This is a genomic window from Rhodococcus sp. WAY2, assembly GCF_009859915.1.
Taxonomy (GTDB): Bacteria; Actinomycetota; Actinomycetes; order Mycobacteriales; family Mycobacteriaceae; genus Rhodococcus_F; species Rhodococcus_F oxybenzonivorans.
The window spans coordinates 270,905-288,397 of the sequence record NZ_CP046572.1; the positions used below are offsets into that span (position 1 = coordinate 270,905).

Here is a 17,493-nt window from a genome sequence, read left to right on the forward strand (position 1 = left end):
AGCCGCGCAGGCAATTGTCTGCGCGGCTGACCATTTCGTCGGAAGATGCGCGAAAGTTATTCGGGGAGCGCGTAGGTGGCCCAGGCCTGAGCGAGCACGTCACCGCCGAGCGTGCACGTGACGGTGACGTCCACCATTCGGGCGCCGTCCTGGACGTAGGTCTGCTGCACGGCAGCGGAATACCGGGCGCCGGTGGTGATCTCGCGTCGAATACGGGTACGGAACCGGCGCAAGGTTCCGAAATGCCGGTCGGCACAGTGTTGCTCGAGTAGGTCGGCTGCGGCGTCGGCGGGTCCTGAACCGACGACGTTGGACCAGAATTCGACGACGAGCCTCTCGTCGGAATCCCGGCCCTGCACCAGCACCTCGGTGCCGTCCGTCCGGGACTGCACGCGCAGGTCCTCGCACATCTGATCCGGGTGCAGAAAGACGTAGTCCTGCTCGACGGCCCTCGTCGGAAGAGCTGTGCCGGGCGTGCGGGAGCCGTCGCAGAGGTGCCGAATCCAGGCTGTGCGGGTGTGAGTCGTGGTGGCGGCGGCCATCGGTCCTCCCGATGTCGAGGGTGTGCGTGAAGTGCACGCTAATCGTGCTGGGCCCGCGCGACGGCCGCGTTCCCTGTCAACGGGAGGGGAACCGGGTTGTTTGCGAAAGATTCTCGCTCAGTGGGAGAGCTGGGTACCGCACTGGACGCGACGAGCCGACTATGAGCTGCACCACACCCCGAGGGTGTTCTTGACGTACAGCGAGGCGGAGGTAGACATGGTGCGCAATGGTGCCGTAGACGGTGACGAAGTTCGGATGATCGAGGTAGGTTCTGCCCCCACGCGATTCGCTCGCGGGTGGCATTGCCTGGGTTTGGCCAAGACGTTCCGGGACGGCGCTCCGCATCAGGTCGATGCGTTCGGCACGTCCCTGGTGGTGTTCGAGACCTCCGATGGCACCCTCAGTGTGCTGGACGCGTATTGCCGGCACATGGGCGGCAACCTCGCGCAGGGCACCGTCAAGGGTGACTCCATCGCCTGCCCGTTCCACGACTGGCGCTGGGGCGGCAACGGCAAGTGCACGGGGATTCCCTACGCGCGACGCGTGCCCCCTCTCGCACGCACCCGGGCCTGGACCACGCTCGAGCGCAACGGACAGCTCTACGTCTGGAATGACCCGCAGGGCAACCCGCCGCCGGCCGACGTGACGATCCCCGAGATCGACGGCGTCGGGTCCTCGGAATGGACGGACTGGACCTGGAACTCCCTGCTGGTGGAGGGTTCGCACTGTCGCGAGATCGTCGACAACGTGGTCGACATGGCGCACTTCTACTACGTCCACTTCTCGTTCCCGCGCTACTTCAAGAATGTGTTCGAGGGGCACGTCGCCACCCAGTACATGCAGTCGACGCCACGCCACGACATCTCGGTGGGCACCAGCTACGACGACCCCAACTCCACGCTTCGCTCGGACGCGTCGTACTTCGGCCCGTCCTACATGATCGACAAGCTGTGGAGCGAGGCGAACGGGATGATGATCGAGACGGTGCTCATCAACTGCCACTATCCGGTGACGTCCAACTCGTTCGTGCTGCAATGGGGCGCCATGGTCAAGAAGCCCGAGGGCCTGTCGGACGAGATGGCCAACGGCATGGCGGCCCAATTCGCCGAGGGCGTCGAACTCGGGTTCAAGCAGGACGTGGACATCTGGCTCAACAAGTCGCGTATCGACAACCCGCTGCTGTCGGAGGAAGACGGGCCGGTGTATCAGCTGCGCCGCTGGTACCAGCAGTTCTACGTGGATGTCGAGGACATCACCGAAGACATGACCAAGCGCTTCGAGTTCGAGATCGACACCACCAGGGCGGTGCAGAGCTGGGAGGCGGAGGTTGCCGACAACCTCGCCAACGGCGTCGTACCGCTCGACACCCACGCCTGAGCGGGCTCAGAGACAAAGGACACGAACGATGACCTACGAGGTTCTCGACAACATCATGGCCATCGCGGATGAGCTCCGCGACCAGGCTCCCGAGGCCGAGCGTATCGGCCGGCTGCCCGACGACACCGCGAAGAAGCTCCGCGAGGCCGGGCCGATCAAGCTTCTGCAACCGGCGAATTACGGCGGATTCGAGGCCCATCCACGCGCATTCGCGGAAACAGTGATGGCCGCCGCCGCCCTCGACCCCGCCACCGGGTGGGTGTGCGGCATCGTCGGCGTCCACCCGTGGCAACTGGCGTTCGCCGACCCGAAGGTGCAGGAGGAGGTGTGGGGCCGGGACACCGACACGTGGATGGCCTCGCCGTACGCGCCCACCGGCATCGCGACGCCGGTCGACGGTGGCTACCTCTTCAACGGGCGCTGGCAGTTCTCGTCCGGCACCGATCATTGCGACTGGATTTTCCTGGGCGCCATGCTGGGCGACAAGGACGGCGCGATGGCGTTGCCGCCGAAGATGCTGCACATGATTCTTCCGCGCAGTGACTACGAGATCGTCGAGGATTCGTGGAATGTCGTCGGGCTGAAGGGCACCGGTTCCAAGGACATCATCGTCCGGAACGCCTTCGTCCCCGATTACCGGGTCATGGACGCCGACGAGGTCATGAACGGCACGGCGGTGCAGAAGTTCGGCCGCACCGAGACGCTGTACAACATGCCGTGGTCGACGATGTTCCCGCTCGGTATCTCCTCGGCCGTCGTGGGAATCGCGGAGGGCGCCCTCGCCGCGCACCTCGACTACCAGCGCGACCGTGTCGGGGCCCAGGGCACCGCGATCAAGGACGACCCCTACGTGCTGTTCGCCGTCGGCGAGGCCGCGGCCGACATCAATGCGGCGCGGCAGGAGCTCCTCGCGAACGTCGACAAGATCTGGGACCTGGTCGAATCCGGTAAGGAGGTCAGCTTCGAGGACCGAGCTGCCGGTCGCCGAACGCAGGTCCGCGCCGCATGGCGGGCGGTCACCGCCGTCGACCAGATCTTCGCGCGGTCCGGCGGTAACGCTCTGCGCATGGACAAGCCGCTGCAGCGGTATTGGCGGGACGCGCACGCCGGACTGGCTCACGCCATTCATGTCCCCAGCACCGTGTACCACGCATCGGCGCTCAGCTCGCTCGGCCTCGACCCCGCCGACAACCTCAAGTCGATGATCTGACCGGCGTTACCGAAACACGAAGAAGGACAGACACTATGACCGATATCAAGGGACTGGGTTACGTCAAGATCCAGACCAATGACCTCGAACGGTGGCGCACGTTCGCGTTCGACGTCCTCGGGTTCGCCGAGGGCAAGGGCCCGGACACGGATGCCCTCTATCTCCGCATGGACGAGCGTGCCGCCCGCATCGTCGTCGTGCCGGGGGACACCGACGAGGTGGTCACCATCGGGTGGGAGGTCCGAGATCATGCTGGCCTGCTGCGCGTGCAGGAAGCGGTCGAAGGCGCCGGGATCGCGGTGAAGCCGCTGTCGGTGGAAGAAGCGGACGCCCGCCGCGTCGAAGAGGTGGTCACCTTCCAGGACCCGACCGGGGCGACGATCGAGATCTTCCACGGTGCCGTCCTCGATCACTCTCCGGTGGTCACCCCGTTCGGCGCGAAGTTCGTGACCGGCGCGCAGGGACTCGGACATGTGGTGCTGCCGGTGATGGACATCAATGGGGCCTTCGACTTCTACACCGACGTGCTCGGGTTCCTGCCCCGCGGCGCCTTCCGGATCCCGGCGCCGCCCGAGTTCGGCCCGATGCGGGTTCGCTTCATGGGTGTCAACGAGCGGCACCACAGCCTGGCGCTGTGCCCCGCACCGCATGGCGGCGCCCCGGGACTGGTGCACATCATGGTGGAGGTCGACACACTCGACGCCGTCGGACAAGCCCTCGACCGGGTCGTGAAGGACGGGTTCTCCGTCTCCTCCACGCTGGGCCGGCACACCAACGACAAGATGGTGTCGTTCTACGTGCGTGCCCCCGGCGGCTGGGACATCGAGTTCGGCACCGAGGGCAAGAAGGTGGACGAGAAGTACTACTCGGCCGAAGAGATCACCGCCGACAGCTACTGGGGCCATGACTGGTCCGGAAGCGAACCGCTGGCCGCGATGTAGCGGCTGCTCGAGGCCCGGTACCTGCGTCGATCGACGTGGTACCGGGCCTTTTGCCTGTCCGGACAGGCTGGCGTATTGCAAATAGGTATATGCCTATTTATAGTAAGTGTCGCCAGTCACACAACGCGTCGTTCTCCAGCACAGCGGCGCAACGGAGGTCCCCATGACTACGACACTCAGCCCCGCAACCCCCACCGCCGGCCTCGATCGGGCCGCTCTCCTCCTCGACGCCTTCGACGGTCCGGGACGGCTCACCCTCGCCCAGATCGTGCGCCGCACGGGACTTCCGCGTTCCTCCGCGCACAGGATGCTCGAGCGGCTGGTGCAGCTCAGGTGGCTGAGACGTGAAGGTCGCGACTACGAACTCGGTATGCGACTGTTCGAGCTCGGATCGCTCGCCGTGCACCAGGACCGACTGCACCGTGCCGCGCTCCCTTTCCTGCACGAACTGCACCGCCTCACCGGCCATGCCGTCCATTTCGCCATCCTCGAGGGCATCGACGTCGTCTATCTCGAGAAGATCGCCGGACGCTTCGGGGTCGGCCTTCCGTCGCGGGTGGGCGGCCGCCAGCCCGCGCACTGTACGAGCGTGGGCAAAGTGCTGCTGGCCCATTCGCCCGAGAACGTGGTCGATCGCGTCGTCGACGCCGGTCTGCCGCGCAGCACGCGGTTCAGCATCGACTCACCGGCGGCCTTTCGCGCGGAGCTGCAGAAGACGCGTGAACGCGGAGCGGCGTACGACCGGGAAGAGGACCTTGTGGGGGTCAGCTGCGTTGCCGTGCCCGTGGGCACCGAGGGCAACGTGGTGGCGGCAATTTCCGTCTGCGGACCCAGCAGCCAGATCAAGCTCGACCACCGGCTGACCGCTCCGATCCGCATGGCGGCCAAGGGAACCTGGCGCAACTACATGGCGACCGCGACACCGGGCGCAGGCCGGCATTCCGCCTGAACTCGGCCTTTGTCGGGCAGCAGATTCATGTTTCCGCGACGTAGTTGGCCACGAACCGCACACGGTCGCTGCGGCACGAGCGGTTGATGTAGACGGTGGCCTTGCCGTCCTCGTCGAGATTCAGCCCGTCGCGTAGGACGACGGCGGCGCCGGTGGGGATGTCGAGCAGCTCCGCGACCCGCGGCGTGGCCGCGCCGGCTCCGAACGAACGCCACGCGGCCCGAAGGCGTACTCCGTACGCGTCATTCCACACCGAGTAGATCGGTGTTCCCTCGCCGAGGAGGCGAGTGATACCGCGAAAGCGCTTGTCGTCCAACCAGTAAGTGTTGACGAACCAGGGGTCGCCGTCCACCGCGAGGACAGTGTCGATGCGGCGGAGCCGGCACCCGGGCAGATTCTCCTCGGCTTCGGGGGCGGTGCCGCCGAGGACCACCTCACTCGAGACGAGGAACTCGGTGACGTGGCGCCCGACCGCGGCGAAGGCGTGGCTCATGCCGTCCGGATCGTTGATGTAACTGGGCGTCAGCTCGATCGGAAAATGTTGCGGCGGCTGCGCGACGAACGTTCCGGCGCCCTGCCGTGCGACGACGCGGCCTGCCCGGGTGAGTTCACCGATGGCCTGGCGCACCGTCAGCCTGTTGACGCCGAGCTCGGCCGCAAGTTCAGTTTCAGGTGGCAACTTGTCGCCCGGGCGAAGCGATCCGCCGTCGAGCCGGCGCTCCAGCACCTCCTGCACCTGCCGGTAGAGGGGGACCTTGCTGCGACGAAGAGTGCTCGGCATGCCGGAAGTCTAGATGAGTCCGGTCTGTCGAGGAGATCGGTGCGAGGCTCGATTTATCTGTTGGGAAACGGTTCATCTGCTCGAAACCTCGATGGGTGCGAACGTCTACTTGTCTAGATGAATCTTCGATCACCCCATTGACAGATTCGAGAGGCCTTCCGTGAGCAACAACCCGAGACTGCGCCGAGCCCTGGCGGCAGCGACCTGCGCTCTGACCGTCTGTGGCGCCGCCGCGTGCGGCGATTCGGCCGCGAATGGCGGTGCACCCGCGGTCCTGAAGGTGGGCCTACCGCCCTCCGAGGCCAACGCCGACCTGCAGGCGAAGTTCGCGCCGATCACCGACTTGATCGCCACCGGTTCGGGTAAGCCCGTGGAGGTCAAGCCCACCAGTGACTACCTGTCGATCGTGGAGGCGATGCGTTCGGGACTGATCGATGTGGCCGCATTCAGCCCGTTCCCGACACCGCTCGCCGAGGCAGTTGCCGGTGTCACGCCTCTCGTGGTCGCCAAGGGCGCCGCGTACAGCTCGGTGTTCGTGTGTCGTACGGACACCGGCATCGACTCGATCGACGATCTTCGTGGACGGAAGATCGCGTTCGTCGACGCCGGATCGACCAGCGGCAACTACATCCCGAAGCTCCTGCTGAAGCGGGCCGGCATCAACCCGGACACCGACATCGAGGGCAGTTATGCGGGTGGCCACGACACCGCCCAACTCGCGGTGAAGCAGGGCTCGGTCGACTGCGCCGCCGATGCTCGATCGTCGTATCAGACGATGGTGGACAAGGGCGTCATCGATGGTTCGACGCAACGGGTGGTCGCCGAATCCGACCCGATCCCGGTGTCGCTGGTCATCATCGCGCGCAAGGACCTCGATCCGGCCCTCGAACAGGGCATCGTCGACTCCTTCGTCGACGGCGACAATGCGGCGGCGCTCGGCGTGGTGAAGGCCACCAGCTTCGAAAAAGCGACCGCCGCCGATTTCGACCTCTTCCGCGACGCCGCCAGCGAGCTCGGCGTGAATCTCGAGGAGTTGTCGCGGAAATGAGCGACGTCGTTATGTCTCCGCGACTCGAGGCGGACGCCGTGAGCTACCGCTATCCGGACGGTACGACCGCCCTCCAGTCTGTGTCGCTGCGGGTTCACGCCGGTGAGATCGTGGCGGTCCTCGGCCGCAGCGGCGCCGGGAAGTCGACGCTGATGCGTTGCCTGGCGGGGCTGGAGATTCCGACGGACGGCCGCGTTCTGCACGACGGCGAGGACCGCAGCGCGCTGCGCGGTCGGGCCAGGCGTCGCGCACATGCCCGAGTCGGTGTGGTGTTCCAGGAATTTCAGCTCGTCGAGCGCGCGACAGTGCTGTCCAACGCATTGATCGGGCGCCTCGCGTACCAGCCGGTGTTGCCCAGCCTCCTGCACTTCGTTCGGCGGAGCGACCGGGAGATCGCCGTCGGGAGCGTGCGGCGACTCGGCCTCGGTGAGCAGTTGCGTAAACGCGCCGATGCACTGTCGGGTGGACAGCGACAGCGGGTCGCGATAGCGCGAGCCCTCGCCCAGCAGCCGGACATGCTGTTGGCGGACGAACCGGTCGCGAACCTCGATCCCGTGCTCGCACGCGGGGTGGTCGACGACATCGTCCGTCTCGCGCGCGTCGAACGGCTCACCGCGGTCCTGAACCTGCACGACGTCGACCTGGCCAGGCATGTCGCCGACCGCCTGATCGGGCTTCGTGCGGGCCGCCTCGTGTTCGACCGACCGGTGGGTGACGTGTCCTCGTCCGACCTCGATCTCCTCTACGCCGATCCGGCTCGTTCTCCCGTGGGGGTGCAGTGACATGACACTCGATACCGAACCGAAGCCGGAGGCAGTCGAGAGCACGGCCGACCTGGCGGCTCTGCGGAGACCGTCCTGGCAGACCGCGGCCGGGGTGGTCATCGTGTTGACCGTCCTTCTCTGGGCGGCAGGTGCCACCGAATTCTCGGTGGCCGCTCTGCTCGACGGCATCCCCAACATCGCCGATTTCGTCGGACGGATGTTCCCGCCCGACCTCGCCATCCTCCCCACCGCGATTGCCCTCATGGGGGAGACCCTGGCGATCGCCGTCATCGGAACCGCGGTCGGCGTGCTCTTCGCCATACCGTGGGCGCTGCTCGCGGCACGCTCGGTGTTCGACCAGGCCTGGCTTCACCACGCCGCCCGCAGCTCGATCAACCTCACGCGCGCCATTCCCGAGCTGATGTGGGCGTTGCTGTTCGTCTCGGCCGTCGGACTCGGCCCACTCGCGGGAACGCTGGCGATCATCATCGGTTCCGCCGCCGGGATGGCACGTCTGTTCGCCGACATCTTCGAAACGACCGACATGCGGGCGTGGGAAGCTGCCGCGGCGTCCGGGGCGAGCCGGGCGCAGCGCATCAGCTGGGTCCTCCTGCCGCAGAGCACACCGACCGTCGCGAGCTACACACTGCTCATGCTCGACGGGAACGTTCGCGCTGCCTCCCTTCTCGGTATCGTCGGTGCGGGCGGTATCGGAATGGAACTGACGCAGCAGCTTCGCCTCTTCGAATACGGCAGTGTCCTCACCATCGCTCTCGTCGTTCTCGTGGTGGTGGTTACCCTCGATCGCGTCGCCTCCCACCTACGGAAGAAGCTCACATGACCGTCACCGAGACCGCCGTCCTACCGAATTTGCGTGACCTCGGTGGCTTACCGCTCCCCGACGGACTGCAGACCCGCAGCGGGGTGCTCTACCGCAGCGCACTTCCGGTTGACGGTGATGCAACGCCGACCGGCGTGGCGGAGTGGCCCGCGCGAACCGTCGTCGATCTGCGCAGTCCCCGGGAACAGGCGACACGCGCGCATCCGTTCGACTCGGCCGACACCCTTGTCCACCGAATCGCGCTGATGTCGGACGGGGAGGTCGCCCGGCCGGACCCGAATTTCCGTCTCGCCGATATCTACCTGAGGGTGCTCGACCGAGCCGGCACACAACTGGCGGAGATACTCGACGTGGCGGCCACCGCACCCGGCCCGATTCTCCTCCACTGTGCCGCTGGGAAGGACCGGACCGGCATCGCCGTCGCAATGCTTCTGCGTGTTGCGGGTGTCGGCGCAGCGGAGGTGGTCGACGACTACACGGCGACCAACGACCACATGGACGCGGTGCTCGCCAGGATCACCCGATTCGCGCCGGAACTCGGCCGGGTTCATCCCACCAAGCGGGACCTGGTCGGCGCCCCTCCCGAGGCGATCCAGGGTGTTCTCGACACATGGGACGCGGAACCCGGTGGAGTACGGACCTGGCTCCTGCAACGGGGAGCCACCGAGGATGCCCTCGAACGCTGGACTGCTCGTTTCACCGAAGACGACAACACTCGACGCTGAGTTGGGTCAGCCCTCCGCCTCGTCTGCGTCCCGCGCCGCCTTCATGGCAGCCTGGTACTCCTGCAGGGCGGCGCGGGATCTGCGGATGGCATGTGTTTCAGTGGGTTTGGGAACACCGGGGTGCTCCGGGGCATCCTCGCCCCGGATCTTCCGGGTGGCCTCGTCGATGTCGGCGAGCATCTGTTTCGCGAGTTCGCCCTCGGCTGCGTAATAGCGCTCCGACCACTTGTTGACCATGTGCGCGAAGGCCCACGTCGGTTCGACTTCGGAGTCGCGGGCGTCGAGGCCGGCCTGTCGGCTCATGCCCTCCACGTACGAGATGTGTTCGCGAAGAGCTTCTTTGAGATGATCGGGTTCGGTGAGATGGCCGAGCCACATCCGGAGCATCACACCGTGCTTGAGCACCGGCGGATCGATGGGGGCCTCACGCGCCCAGCTGCGGATAACGGCCATACCGGTGTCCGTGATCTTGTACAGCCGCTTGGGTTTCACGCGCGACTCGTCGTCGACGACGGTCCGCGACGTGACGTATCCCAGCTCCTCGAGCTTCTTGAGTTCCGAATACACCTGACTGAACGACGGGCTCCAGTAGAAGAAGCGCACGCTGTACGACGCCCACTTCTTGAGGTCGTATCCGGACAGCTCCTCGCCGAACGACAAGATGCCGAGCACCGGCCAACTCGTCGACCGAAGGCCGGCGAAACCGGAGCTCTGTGGGGGGTCGGACGAAGGCATGTCCGGAGCCTATCAACCACCGACCTACGAAAGCCTGCCGCTGGGTGGGACGGACCGTTCCGGCGGAGGGCGGCGCCGTCCAGGCTGGAGGCAACCCGTCGAACTCTGTCGACTCGTACTGGTAGGAGGCACGATGACACGAACCGAGGAACCGGCACCACCGGTCGTCCGCGGCTTGGCGCCGTCCGATTTCAAGTCCGTGCTCGGGCACTTCTGCACCGGCGTCACCGTCGTCACTGCCCACGACGGCACGAGCCCGCACGGTTTCACGTGCCAGTCGTTCGTCTCGTTGTCGCTCGAACCGCCGTACGTGTCGTTCTGCCCGGCCCGGACGTCGACGAGCTGGCCTCACCTGCGAGCGAGTGAACGCGTCTGCATCAATGTGCTCGCCCACGACCAGCGCGACGTGTGCCGAACCTTCGCGACCAGCGGGGGAGACAAGTTCGCCGACGTCGGATGGTCGTATGCCGACAACGGTGCACCCGCGCTGGACGGCGCTCTCGCCCAGGTGGAGGCCACCGTCGAAGTCGAACACGATGCGGGCGATCACACGATCGTCGTCGCACGTGTCACCGGCCTGCGCGCGTTGCGTGATGCACCGCCGCTGCTGGTCTACCGCGGCGGACTCGGACTCTTCGCCGGATAGACGGATGCGTCTCCCGCTCCGCGGGAAGAGTTGTGGGAAAGCGGAATCGACACCGGCAGAGTGTGATCGAGACCACTTCGGAAGGTGTGCACGATGAGCGTAGACGAGCAGGAATGGGACCGGGAAGTCGATCTTCTGGTGATCGGCAGCGGCGCGGGTGGCATGACTGCCGCGCTCGCCGGTGCCGGACGGGGACTCGACACCCTCGTCGTCGAAAAGGCCTCGGTGTACGGCGGTTCGACGGCCCTCTCGGGCGGAGCCCTGTGGATTCCCAACTCACCGGTTCTACTCCGCGAGGGTATGACCGATGATCCAGGCGAGGTCCGGCGGTACCTGGACTCGATCGTCGGCGAGAGCGTCCCGCCCGAACGCCTCGAGGCCTACATCGAACAGGGCCCGGCGATGATGCGGTTCCTGGAACAGGCGAGTTCTCATCTCCGGTTCTCCTGGTGCAAGGACTATTCCGACTACCACCCCGAGAACGTGGGTGGGCGCGCCGAGGGTCGTACCGTGGAGCCTCTGCCGTTCGATATGAACCTGCTTGGTTCCGATCGCGAGTTGCAACGTCCCAACGCGTTGGCGATGCCCGGTGGCCTGTACATGACGTCGACGGAGTTCCGTCACCTCAACATGTTCTTCCGGACGTGGGCCGGACGCAGAACCGCGCTCGGTGTCGGTTGGCGCTCGGTCGTCGCCATGGTGCGGCGCAGGCGAATGGAAACACTGGGGCAGGCGCTCGTGGGCCGTTTGCGGCTCGCGCTGAAGGAGGCGGGCGTTCCGCTCTGGCTCAACTCCCCGCTGAAAAGCCTCGTCACGGACGCCTCCGGCGCCGTCACCGGTGCGGTGGTCGACGCCGGGAAGCGTGAGCTGAAAATCCGGGCCCGCCGCGGCGTGCTGCTGGCGACCGGAGGCTTCGAGCAGAACGAGCAATTGCGGAAGAAATACCTGCGTGAAGGCGGCAAGGACAACTACAGCGCAGGCTCACCCGACAACACCGGTGACGGGATCATGGCCGGGGAACAGGTGGGCGCCGCACTCGACTTGATGGACGACGCCTGGTGGATGCCGTCGTTCCGGCGTCCCGACGGCATCATGCACGTCCTGGTGTCGGAGCGCTCGATTCCCCCGTCACTCATCGTCGATCAGAACGGTCGACGCTTCACCAACGAGGCGTCGCCGTACGTGTCGTTCGTCCACGACCAGATCGCCGGAAGGCACGACCCGGTCTGGTTCGTCTTCGACTCGAAGGCCAAGAGCCGCTACCAGTTCGGCGGTGTGATGCCCGGCCAGAAGTTCCCGGTCGAGTGGTTCGAGACGGGGCTGATGCTGCGGGCCGATTCCGTCGCTGCGCTCGCGGAGAAGATGGGTGTTCCGGCCGGCGCCTTCGCGGCCGAGATCGACAGGTTCAACGGGTTCGCCCGCGCGGGAGTCGATTCCGACTTCGGGCGCGGCGACAGCGCGTACGACCGCTACTACGGAGACCCGCGTCTGCCCAATCCGACGCTGGACGAGGTGGAGAAGGCTCCGTACTTCGCGGTGCGAATGGAGGCGGGTGACCTCGGCACCAAGGGCGGTCTGGTGTGCAACGAGCACAGCCAGGTACTGAACCGGGGCGGCAACCCGATTCCGGGACTCTATGCCACCGGCAACACGTCGGCATCGGTGATGGGCAACGACTATGCCGGCGCGGGTGCGACGATCGGGCCCGCAATGGTGTTCGGGTGGATCGGGGCGCGCCACGCCGCCGGGGCGGTGAGCTGAATGCTGCCCGTCGAATGCCGTCGCTGCGGAAATTCGGTACTCGTCGAAAAGTACAGCGAAGCGCACACCAGTGTGCAATGGCTCGGTGACGCCGAACGGTCCTGCCCGGAGTTCGCGCAACTCGCTGCGGCAGGGGAGCACTCGATGTTCATCCTCACTTGCGGGGCCCTGCGCGGCTCGATCGACGACGCCGTGGACGACGGACGGGTAGGGCTGTCGCTGCGCAGCTATCCGACGCCCGGACGCCTGGACTAGGAGGAAGCGGACGAATGGCGCGGATGGCAGGAAAGACCGCCTTCATCACCGGAGCCGGCAACGGCATGGGACGCAGTCATGCGGTCCGGCTCGCCGAGGAAGGCGCCGACATCATCGCCGTCGACCTTCCCGGAGACGAGCCGGCCGCGAGTCTGGCGGAGACTGCCCGACTTGTCGGCGAACTCGGACGACGCGTGGTGGTCGCACACGCCGACGTGCGCGACCCGGCGGCCCTGCAGGAGGCGGTCGACGCCGGTGTCGCCGAGCTGGGTGCCATCGACGTCGTGGTCGCGAACGCCGGCATCGCCGACAATCCGGGACCAGCGTGGACCATCGCGGACGACGTCTGGAATCGGTCCCTCGACGTCAACCTCACCGGAGTGTGGAACACCGTCAAGGCCGCGGTCCCGGCGATGCCCGAGGGCGGCGGTTCCGTCGTCGTGGTCAGTTCCACGGCCGGTATCAAGGCCGTCGCCGGCGCCGCACACTACTCGGCGTCCAAGACCGCGGTGGTCGGGCTGGCGCGGACCCTCGCCAACGAACTCGGCCCCCGCTTCATCCGCGTGAACGTGCTGCACCCCGGTGCGGTCGGCACCCGCATGACATTGAACCCGGCGACGATGTCCCGGCTTCGGCCCGACCTCGACAATCCCACCGAGGACGACGTGATTCCGGTGCTGACCCGCAACCACCTGCTTCCGGTGCCGTGGCTGGACTCACGCGACGTCAGCAATGCGCTGCTGTTCTCGCGTCGGACGAATCCCGATACATCACCGGCACCCAACTCGTGGTCGATGCCGGACTCACCCAGAAAGTGTCGTGATGACAGGTCGTGTAGAAGGCACCGTCGTTCTGGTGACCGGGGCCGCCCGGGGAATCGGGCGGGCGCAGGCACTGCGGTTCGCCCAGGAGGGCGCCGACGTCATCGCCGTCGACCTGTGCAGACCGGTGGACACGGTGGTGACACCCCCGGCGAGTCCCGAGGACCTCGAGGTCACCGCAAAGCTGGTGCGGGACACCGGCCGCAGAATCGTGACCGCGCGGGTGGACGTGCGCGACGGAGCGGCTCTCACCGAGACCGTCGCGGCGGCCACCGCCGAGCTGGGCGGGCTGGACTTCGTCTGCGCCACAGCGGGTATCACGTCCTCGGGCGCCGCGCTGGACCTCACCACCGAAACCTGGCAGACCATGCTGGACGTCAACCTGACCGGCGTCTGGCAGACCTGCAAGGCTGCGGCGCCGCATCTGATCGAGCGCGGCGGTGGTGCGATGATTCTCACGAGTTCCATTGCGGGCCTGCGGGGCCTGGTCGGAGTCGCGCACTACACCGCCGCAAAGCACGGTGTCGTGGGATTGATGCGCTCGCTGGCCAAGGAGCTCGCGCCGCACCGGGTTCGGGTCAACAGCGTGCACCCCACCAACGTGGACACGGACATGATTCAGAACGACATGGTGCGGAGGGTGTTCCGGCCCGACCTCGAGCATCCCACTCGTGAGGAGTTCGCTGCGGCCGCCGCGACGATGAACATGCTGCCGATCCCGTGGATCGAACCCGTCGACGTCGCCAACGCCGCTCTGTTCCTGGCCTCGGACGAGGCGCGGTACATCACGTCCGTGGCCCTGCCGGTCGACGCGGGCAGCGTCAGTCGATAGCGACGCGGGCAGCGTCAGTCGATAGCGACGCGGGCAGCGTCAGTCGATAACTGAGCTGCCCGCGCCGAACCGCCGTTCCGTAAGGTCGGCGCTCAGGCGTGCGTACCGCCGTCGATGCGGATCTCCGTGCCGGTGATGAAGGCACCGTCGTCGGAGGCGAGCATGGCGACGACCCCGGCGACCTGTTCTGGTCCGCCCATCGCGGCGCCGCCGGATTCGAGGGTGGTGGGCAGGATGGGGGAGAGCTTGGAAAACAGAGCCCAATCGGCATCTGCGGGCACATAACCTGCTGTGGCGTCGGTGATTCCGGTTTTGATGCTGCCGGGTGCGACGCTGACCGCGCGCAGGCCCTGCTTGCCGTATTCGAGCGACAACGCATGGGTGAACGACTGGATTCCGCCCTTGCTCGCCGCATACGCGGCCATGTAGGGATGGGCGAACGCAGCGGAGGTGGAGCTGAAGTTCACGACCACACTGCGCTCGCACCGCAGCAGCGCGGGCAGGCATTCGCGGACCACGAGGAACGTGCCGGTGAGGTTGATGCCGATTACCTGGTTCCACAGGTCGAGGGAGGTGTCGTGGGTGTGCGAGGCACGGAGAATTCCTGCCGCGTTCACGAGTACGTCCAGCCCGCCGAGCTTGTCGATGCTCTCACGCACGCCGTCGATCACCGACGTCTCGTCGCCGATATCGATGGTCGTGGTGTCGAGACGCCCGGCGGTGCCCTTCGCCTCGGCCAGCGCCCAGGTGCGCTTCAGGCCGTCGTCGGAGACGTCGGCGGCCACGACGGTGCCGCCTTCCTCGAGCAGGCGGAGGACTGTGGCCTGCCCGATGCCGGAGGCGGCGCCCGTCACCAGCACCCGGCGCTCTGCGAAACGATTCATGTCGATACTCCTCGGTGTGATCGGATGGTGCTGATGGTAGAAGTTATTGACCCATCACGTATTTCACTGTCGGTCCCGCGGTCCAGCCGCCGTCGACCGCCAGTTCCGCGCCGGTGACGTAGGCGGCAGAGTCGGACAGGAGGAAGCTGACGGCGCCGGCGATCTCCTCGGGTACGCCCACTCGCGCCATCGGGGTATTGGGATAGTTGCCGTCGCCCTGCTGTATTCCGAGGTCGGCGGTCATCGGTGTGTACGTCATACCGGGGTGAACCGAGTTGACTCGGATCTTGTCGGTGCCCAGTTCGACCGCCGCGATCTTGGTCAGTCCACGGACGCCCCACTTGGAGGCGCCGTATCCGGCCGTGAGGGCCAAGCCCATGAGGCCCGCTGCGGAGGAGATGTTGACGATGGATCCGCCCCCGGCCGCCCGCATCGGTGCAATCACGGCCTGGATGCCGTTGAAGACACCGGTGAGGTTGATGTCGAGGACACGGCGGAAGTTCTCGGCCGTCTCGTGTTCGATGTACTGCCCGGCCGAAATGCCTGCGTTGTTGACGAGGCCGTCGACCCGGCCGAACTCGCTGACCGTCAGGTCGACCGCGTCCTGCCACTGCTGACGGTCGGTGACATCGAGATGGGCGTATCGGGCGCGTGCGCCCAGCTTGTCGACGGTGGCGCGTCCCTCGTCATCGAGGACGTCCGCTACCACCACGCTCCCGCCCTCGTCGATGATCCGGGTGGCGAACGCGGCACCGAGCCCGCGCGACGCTCCGGAGACGATCACGACCTTCCCCGCTACCTGCTGTGGGATCTCGGTCATCTCAGCTCACATCCTCGTCTCGTGACAAATTTCGTTCGTCGGCACGCCGGTGCCGATGGCCCGAGTCTGCTGCGGGCGTCTCCGCCCGGGGAACGGGTTCTCCCGGTCATCGGAATAACTCGTAGCCACGGGAAACGCCGGGGCACTGTGATGTGGATTACCCGCTGACGTTCCGCGCAAGCCGGACGGAAGTGGATCTCGCGACATTCCGACGAAAGGCTGTTCATGTCTCGAAGTGCAAAATCCACCGCCGCTGTGCTGATCACCGGTGGCGTCCTGTTCACCGGCCTCGGTGGTCCCGCGGCCGTGTCAGCGCAGCCGCTCTCACCACCGGGAATCAGTCTCCCAGATTTCGGTTCCCTGGGTAATGCACGTCCCGTCGTCGAAACACCGCGTCTGGCGTCGGTCGACAACTTCCGGGACGTCGGCGGAACCGGACAGGGGTACGCCACCGCGGAGGGCGACCACGTCATGAGGGGTGTGTTCTACCGCTCGAACGCGCTCGTGCCCAACGACCAGGATCTCGCCGTGCTCACCGGCCTCGGCCTGACCGCCGTCTACGACGTCCGCACGGTCGAAGAGGTCGCTGCGAAGCCGGACAGGCTCCCTGCCGGACCGCGCTACCTCGGCATCCCCATTCTTTCGGGCGATCTGGGCGCCGCAGTGGCGCAATTGAAGTCACCCGCCGATGCGGTGGCGTTCATGCAGAATATGAACCGCAGCTTCGTCGACGACGCGGCCACCCGGGCGGGATTCGCCCAGCTGCTGACCGAAATGGCCCGCACGGCAGGGCCCCAGCTGTTCCACTGCACGGCAGGCAAGGACCGCACCGGTTGGGCGTCAGCGCTGTTGCTGTCCATTGCGGGAGTGCCCGAGGGCACCATCTTCGACGACTACCTGCTGACCAACGAGTACACGGCCGCGTCGATGAAGGTGACGTACGACCACATCGTGGCTTCTCGAGGCGAGGCCGTCGCGCAGATCTATAAGCCTCTGCTGGGGGTCGACCGCAGCTATCTCGAGGCGGGGCTCGGCCGGCTCGCCGAGAAGTACGGCACAGTCGACCGCTACCTCACCGAGGGACTGGGACTGAGCCGAGGAACCATCGAAACGTTGCGGCACAAACTGATCACCGCACCGGCGCCGCAACCGAGAAACGGAAACAACTGATGACACATCAGGAACTGCTCACCGCCGACGTTATCCGGACCGCCGTCACCAACTACCTCGACGCCGTGTCCTCGGGCCCGTCCCGCACCATCGCCGCACTGTATGCGGAGGACGCCACCCTCGAAGACCCAGTGGGCGGCGAGGTCCGGGTGGGGCGCGAAGCGATCGAAGCCTTCTACAGCGCTCTCGACGGCGTCGACTGCAAGACTGAACTGCTGACGGTCCGGGTGAGCGGCAACAATGCGGCTTTCCATTTCCGGGTCATCACAGAAATCGACGGTAAGGCTTATGCCATCGAACCCATCGACGTCATGACCTTCGACGACCGCGGAGCCATCACCAGCATGCGGGCGTACTGGTCGCCGTCGGACATGACCGAGCTCTGAGCAT

Annotated in this window: 19 protein-coding genes and 1 pseudogene; 15 read left to right on the plus strand and 5 right to left on the minus strand. The window is 66.3% G+C overall.

Features of this window, described 5'->3' with window-relative positions:
• Positions 1 to 56: 56 nt before the first annotated feature.
• Positions 57 to 542 (minus strand): hypothetical protein, encoded by a 486-nt coding sequence (locus GFS60_RS01220; RefSeq protein ID WP_159918643.1) that lies wholly within the window; start codon positions 540 to 542, stop codon positions 57 to 59.
• 217 nt (positions 543 to 759) lie between these two features.
• Here GFS60_RS01220 and GFS60_RS01225 point away from each other — a divergent pair, with 217 nt between their 5' ends.
• From GFS60_RS01225 to GFS60_RS01240, 4 genes are all read left to right on the plus strand, one after another.
• Positions 760 to 1,920: a Rieske 2Fe-2S domain-containing protein gene (locus GFS60_RS01225; protein ID WP_159926771.1), complete on the plus strand. Its 1,161-nt coding sequence runs from the start codon at positions 760 to 762 to the stop codon at positions 1,918 to 1,920.
• A 28-nt stretch (positions 1,921 to 1,948) separates the two neighbouring features.
• Positions 1,949 to 3,130 carry an acyl-CoA dehydrogenase family protein gene (locus tag GFS60_RS01230; RefSeq protein WP_159918644.1) on the plus strand — a complete coding sequence of 394 codons (1,182 nt, stop codon included), beginning with the start codon at positions 1,949 to 1,951 and terminating at the stop codon, positions 3,128 to 3,130.
• A 35-nt stretch (positions 3,131 to 3,165) separates the two neighbouring features.
• A complete protein-coding gene (gene bphC / locus GFS60_RS01235; protein ID WP_159918645.1) occupies positions 3,166 to 4,071 on the plus strand; it encodes a biphenyl-2,3-diol 1,2-dioxygenase in 906 nt (301 codons plus the stop codon).
• Positions 4,072 to 4,234: 163 nt separating this feature from the next.
• A complete protein-coding gene (locus GFS60_RS01240; protein ID WP_159918646.1) occupies positions 4,235 to 5,020 on the plus strand; it encodes an IclR family transcriptional regulator in 786 nt (261 codons plus the stop codon).
• Positions 5,021 to 5,045: 25 nt separating this feature from the next.
• Here the strand turns inward: GFS60_RS01240 and GFS60_RS01245 are convergent, their stop codons facing one another.
• A complete protein-coding gene (locus GFS60_RS01245) occupies positions 5,046 to 5,801 on the minus strand; it encodes a GntR family transcriptional regulator (protein WP_159918647.1) in 756 nt (251 codons plus the stop codon).
• A 160-nt stretch (positions 5,802 to 5,961) separates the two neighbouring features.
• Here GFS60_RS01245 and GFS60_RS01250 point away from each other — a divergent pair, with 160 nt between their 5' ends.
• Genes GFS60_RS01250 through GFS60_RS01265 form a run of 4 tightly spaced genes read left to right on the plus strand, consistent with a single transcriptional unit; the run spans position 5,962 to position 9,179 of the window.
• Positions 5,962 to 6,849 (plus strand): phosphate/phosphite/phosphonate ABC transporter substrate-binding protein, encoded by an 888-nt coding sequence (locus GFS60_RS01250; protein WP_159918648.1) that lies wholly within the window; start codon positions 5,962 to 5,964, stop codon positions 6,847 to 6,849.
• Positions 6,846 to 7,631, plus strand: a complete 786-nt coding sequence (locus GFS60_RS01255; RefSeq protein WP_159918649.1) for a phosphonate ABC transporter ATP-binding protein — start codon at positions 6,846 to 6,848, stop codon at positions 7,629 to 7,631. Before GFS60_RS01250 ends, GFS60_RS01255 begins: the two co-directional genes overlap by 4 nt.
• A 1-nt stretch (position 7,632) precedes the next feature.
• Positions 7,633 to 8,454, plus strand: coding sequence for a phosphonate ABC transporter, permease protein PhnE (gene phnE / locus GFS60_RS01260; protein WP_159918650.1), 822 nt, complete (start codon positions 7,633 to 7,635; stop codon positions 8,452 to 8,454).
• The gene (locus GFS60_RS01265) at positions 8,451 to 9,179 is read left to right on the plus strand and encodes a tyrosine-protein phosphatase (protein WP_159918651.1); all 729 of its coding nucleotides are present in this window, start codon (positions 8,451 to 8,453) and stop codon (positions 9,177 to 9,179) included. The genes phnE and GFS60_RS01265 overlap by 4 nt, the downstream gene beginning before the upstream one ends.
• Before the next feature lie 6 nt (positions 9,180 to 9,185).
• Here GFS60_RS01265 and GFS60_RS01270 read toward each other — a convergent pair whose 3' ends face one another.
• Entirely contained in the window at positions 9,186 to 9,914 is a 729-nt protein-coding gene (locus GFS60_RS01270; RefSeq protein WP_159918652.1) for a PadR family transcriptional regulator, read from the minus strand.
• 133 nt (positions 9,915 to 10,047) lie between these two features.
• Here GFS60_RS01270 and GFS60_RS01275 point away from each other — a divergent pair, with 133 nt between their 5' ends.
• From GFS60_RS01275 to GFS60_RS01295, 5 genes and pseudogenes are all read left to right on the plus strand, one after another.
• Positions 10,048 to 10,560: a flavin reductase family protein gene (locus GFS60_RS01275; RefSeq protein WP_159918653.1), complete on the plus strand. Its 513-nt coding sequence runs from the start codon at positions 10,048 to 10,050 to the stop codon at positions 10,558 to 10,560.
• 93 nt (positions 10,561 to 10,653) lie between these two features.
• A complete protein-coding gene (locus GFS60_RS01280; protein ID WP_159918654.1) occupies positions 10,654 to 12,321 on the plus strand; it encodes an FAD-binding protein in 1,668 nt (555 codons plus the stop codon).
• Complete coding sequence (locus GFS60_RS01285) at positions 12,322 to 12,576, plus strand: hypothetical protein (protein WP_159918655.1); 255 nt, start codon at positions 12,322 to 12,324, stop codon at positions 12,574 to 12,576. It begins immediately after the preceding gene.
• A 14-nt stretch (positions 12,577 to 12,590) separates the two neighbouring features.
• A pseudogene (locus tag GFS60_RS01290) lies at positions 12,591 to 13,399 on the plus strand (mycofactocin-coupled SDR family oxidoreductase).
• A complete protein-coding gene (locus GFS60_RS01295) occupies positions 13,399 to 14,229 on the plus strand; it encodes a mycofactocin-coupled SDR family oxidoreductase (protein ID WP_159918656.1) in 831 nt (276 codons plus the stop codon). Before GFS60_RS01290 ends, GFS60_RS01295 begins: the two are co-directional and overlap by 1 nt.
• A gap of 92 nt (positions 14,230 to 14,321) precedes the next feature.
• Here GFS60_RS01295 and GFS60_RS01300 read toward each other — a convergent pair whose 3' ends face one another.
• Both GFS60_RS01300 and GFS60_RS01305 read right to left on the minus strand, forming a co-directional pair.
• Positions 14,322 to 15,113: an SDR family NAD(P)-dependent oxidoreductase gene (locus GFS60_RS01300; protein ID WP_159918657.1), complete on the minus strand. Its 792-nt coding sequence runs from the start codon at positions 15,111 to 15,113 to the stop codon at positions 14,322 to 14,324.
• Between the two features lie 43 nt (positions 15,114 to 15,156).
• Positions 15,157 to 15,933: an SDR family oxidoreductase gene (locus GFS60_RS01305; RefSeq protein WP_159918658.1), complete on the minus strand. Its 777-nt coding sequence runs from the start codon at positions 15,931 to 15,933 to the stop codon at positions 15,157 to 15,159.
• 225 nt (positions 15,934 to 16,158) lie between these two features.
• Here GFS60_RS01305 and GFS60_RS01310 point away from each other — a divergent pair, with 225 nt between their 5' ends.
• Together GFS60_RS01310 and GFS60_RS01315 are read left to right on the plus strand one after the other, a co-directional pair.
• Complete coding sequence (locus GFS60_RS01310) at positions 16,159 to 17,103, plus strand: tyrosine-protein phosphatase (protein ID WP_159918659.1); 945 nt, start codon at positions 16,159 to 16,161, stop codon at positions 17,101 to 17,103.
• The gene (locus tag GFS60_RS01315) at positions 17,103 to 17,489 is read left to right on the plus strand and encodes a nuclear transport factor 2 family protein (protein WP_159918660.1); all 387 of its coding nucleotides are present in this window, start codon (positions 17,103 to 17,105) and stop codon (positions 17,487 to 17,489) included. Before GFS60_RS01310 ends, GFS60_RS01315 begins: the two co-directional genes overlap by 1 nt.
• The last annotated feature ends 4 nt before the right edge of the window (positions 17,490 to 17,493 follow it).

Excerpts from the sequence above, each read along its gene's own strand:
- GFS60_RS01255 (WP_159918649.1), top strand. The coding sequence starts at position 6,846 with ATGAGCGACGTCGTTATGTCTCCGCGACTCGAGGCGGACGCCGTGAGC.
- GFS60_RS01245 (WP_159918647.1), bottom strand. The coding sequence starts at position 5,801 with ATGCCGAGCACTCTTCGTCGCAGCAAGGTCCCCCTCTACCGGCAGGTG.
- GFS60_RS01315 (WP_159918660.1), top strand. The coding sequence starts at position 17,103 with ATGACACATCAGGAACTGCTCACCGCCGACGTTATCCGGACCGCCGTC.
- GFS60_RS01275 (WP_159918653.1), top strand. The coding sequence starts at position 10,048 with ATGACACGAACCGAGGAACCGGCACCACCGGTCGTCCGCGGCTTGGCG.
- GFS60_RS01240 (WP_159918646.1), top strand. The coding sequence starts at position 4,235 with ATGACTACGACACTCAGCCCCGCAACCCCCACCGCCGGCCTCGATCGG.
- GFS60_RS01270 (WP_159918652.1), bottom strand. The coding sequence starts at position 9,914 with ATGCCTTCGTCCGACCCCCCACAGAGCTCCGGTTTCGCCGGCCTTCGG.
- GFS60_RS01285 (WP_159918655.1), top strand. The coding sequence starts at position 12,322 with ATGCTGCCCGTCGAATGCCGTCGCTGCGGAAATTCGGTACTCGTCGAA.
- GFS60_RS01280 (WP_159918654.1), top strand. The coding sequence starts at position 10,654 with ATGAGCGTAGACGAGCAGGAATGGGACCGGGAAGTCGATCTTCTGGTG.
- phnE (WP_159918650.1), top strand. The coding sequence starts at position 7,633 with ATGACACTCGATACCGAACCGAAGCCGGAGGCAGTCGAGAGCACGGCC.
- GFS60_RS01295 (WP_159918656.1), top strand. The coding sequence starts at position 13,399 with ATGACAGGTCGTGTAGAAGGCACCGTCGTTCTGGTGACCGGGGCCGCC.
- GFS60_RS01265 (WP_159918651.1), top strand. The coding sequence starts at position 8,451 with ATGACCGTCACCGAGACCGCCGTCCTACCGAATTTGCGTGACCTCGGT.
- GFS60_RS01310 (WP_159918659.1), top strand. The coding sequence starts at position 16,159 with ATGTCTCGAAGTGCAAAATCCACCGCCGCTGTGCTGATCACCGGTGGC.
- bphC (WP_159918645.1), top strand. The coding sequence starts at position 3,166 with ATGACCGATATCAAGGGACTGGGTTACGTCAAGATCCAGACCAATGAC.
- GFS60_RS01305 (WP_159918658.1), bottom strand. The coding sequence starts at position 15,933 with ATGACCGAGATCCCACAGCAGGTAGCGGGGAAGGTCGTGATCGTCTCC.
- GFS60_RS01220 (WP_159918643.1), bottom strand. The coding sequence starts at position 542 with ATGGCCGCCGCCACCACGACTCACACCCGCACAGCCTGGATTCGGCAC.
- GFS60_RS01230 (WP_159918644.1), top strand. The coding sequence starts at position 1,949 with ATGACCTACGAGGTTCTCGACAACATCATGGCCATCGCGGATGAGCTC.
- GFS60_RS01225 (WP_159926771.1), top strand. The coding sequence starts at position 760 with ATGGTGCGCAATGGTGCCGTAGACGGTGACGAAGTTCGGATGATCGAG.
- GFS60_RS01300 (WP_159918657.1), bottom strand. The coding sequence starts at position 15,113 with ATGAATCGTTTCGCAGAGCGCCGGGTGCTGGTGACGGGCGCCGCCTCC.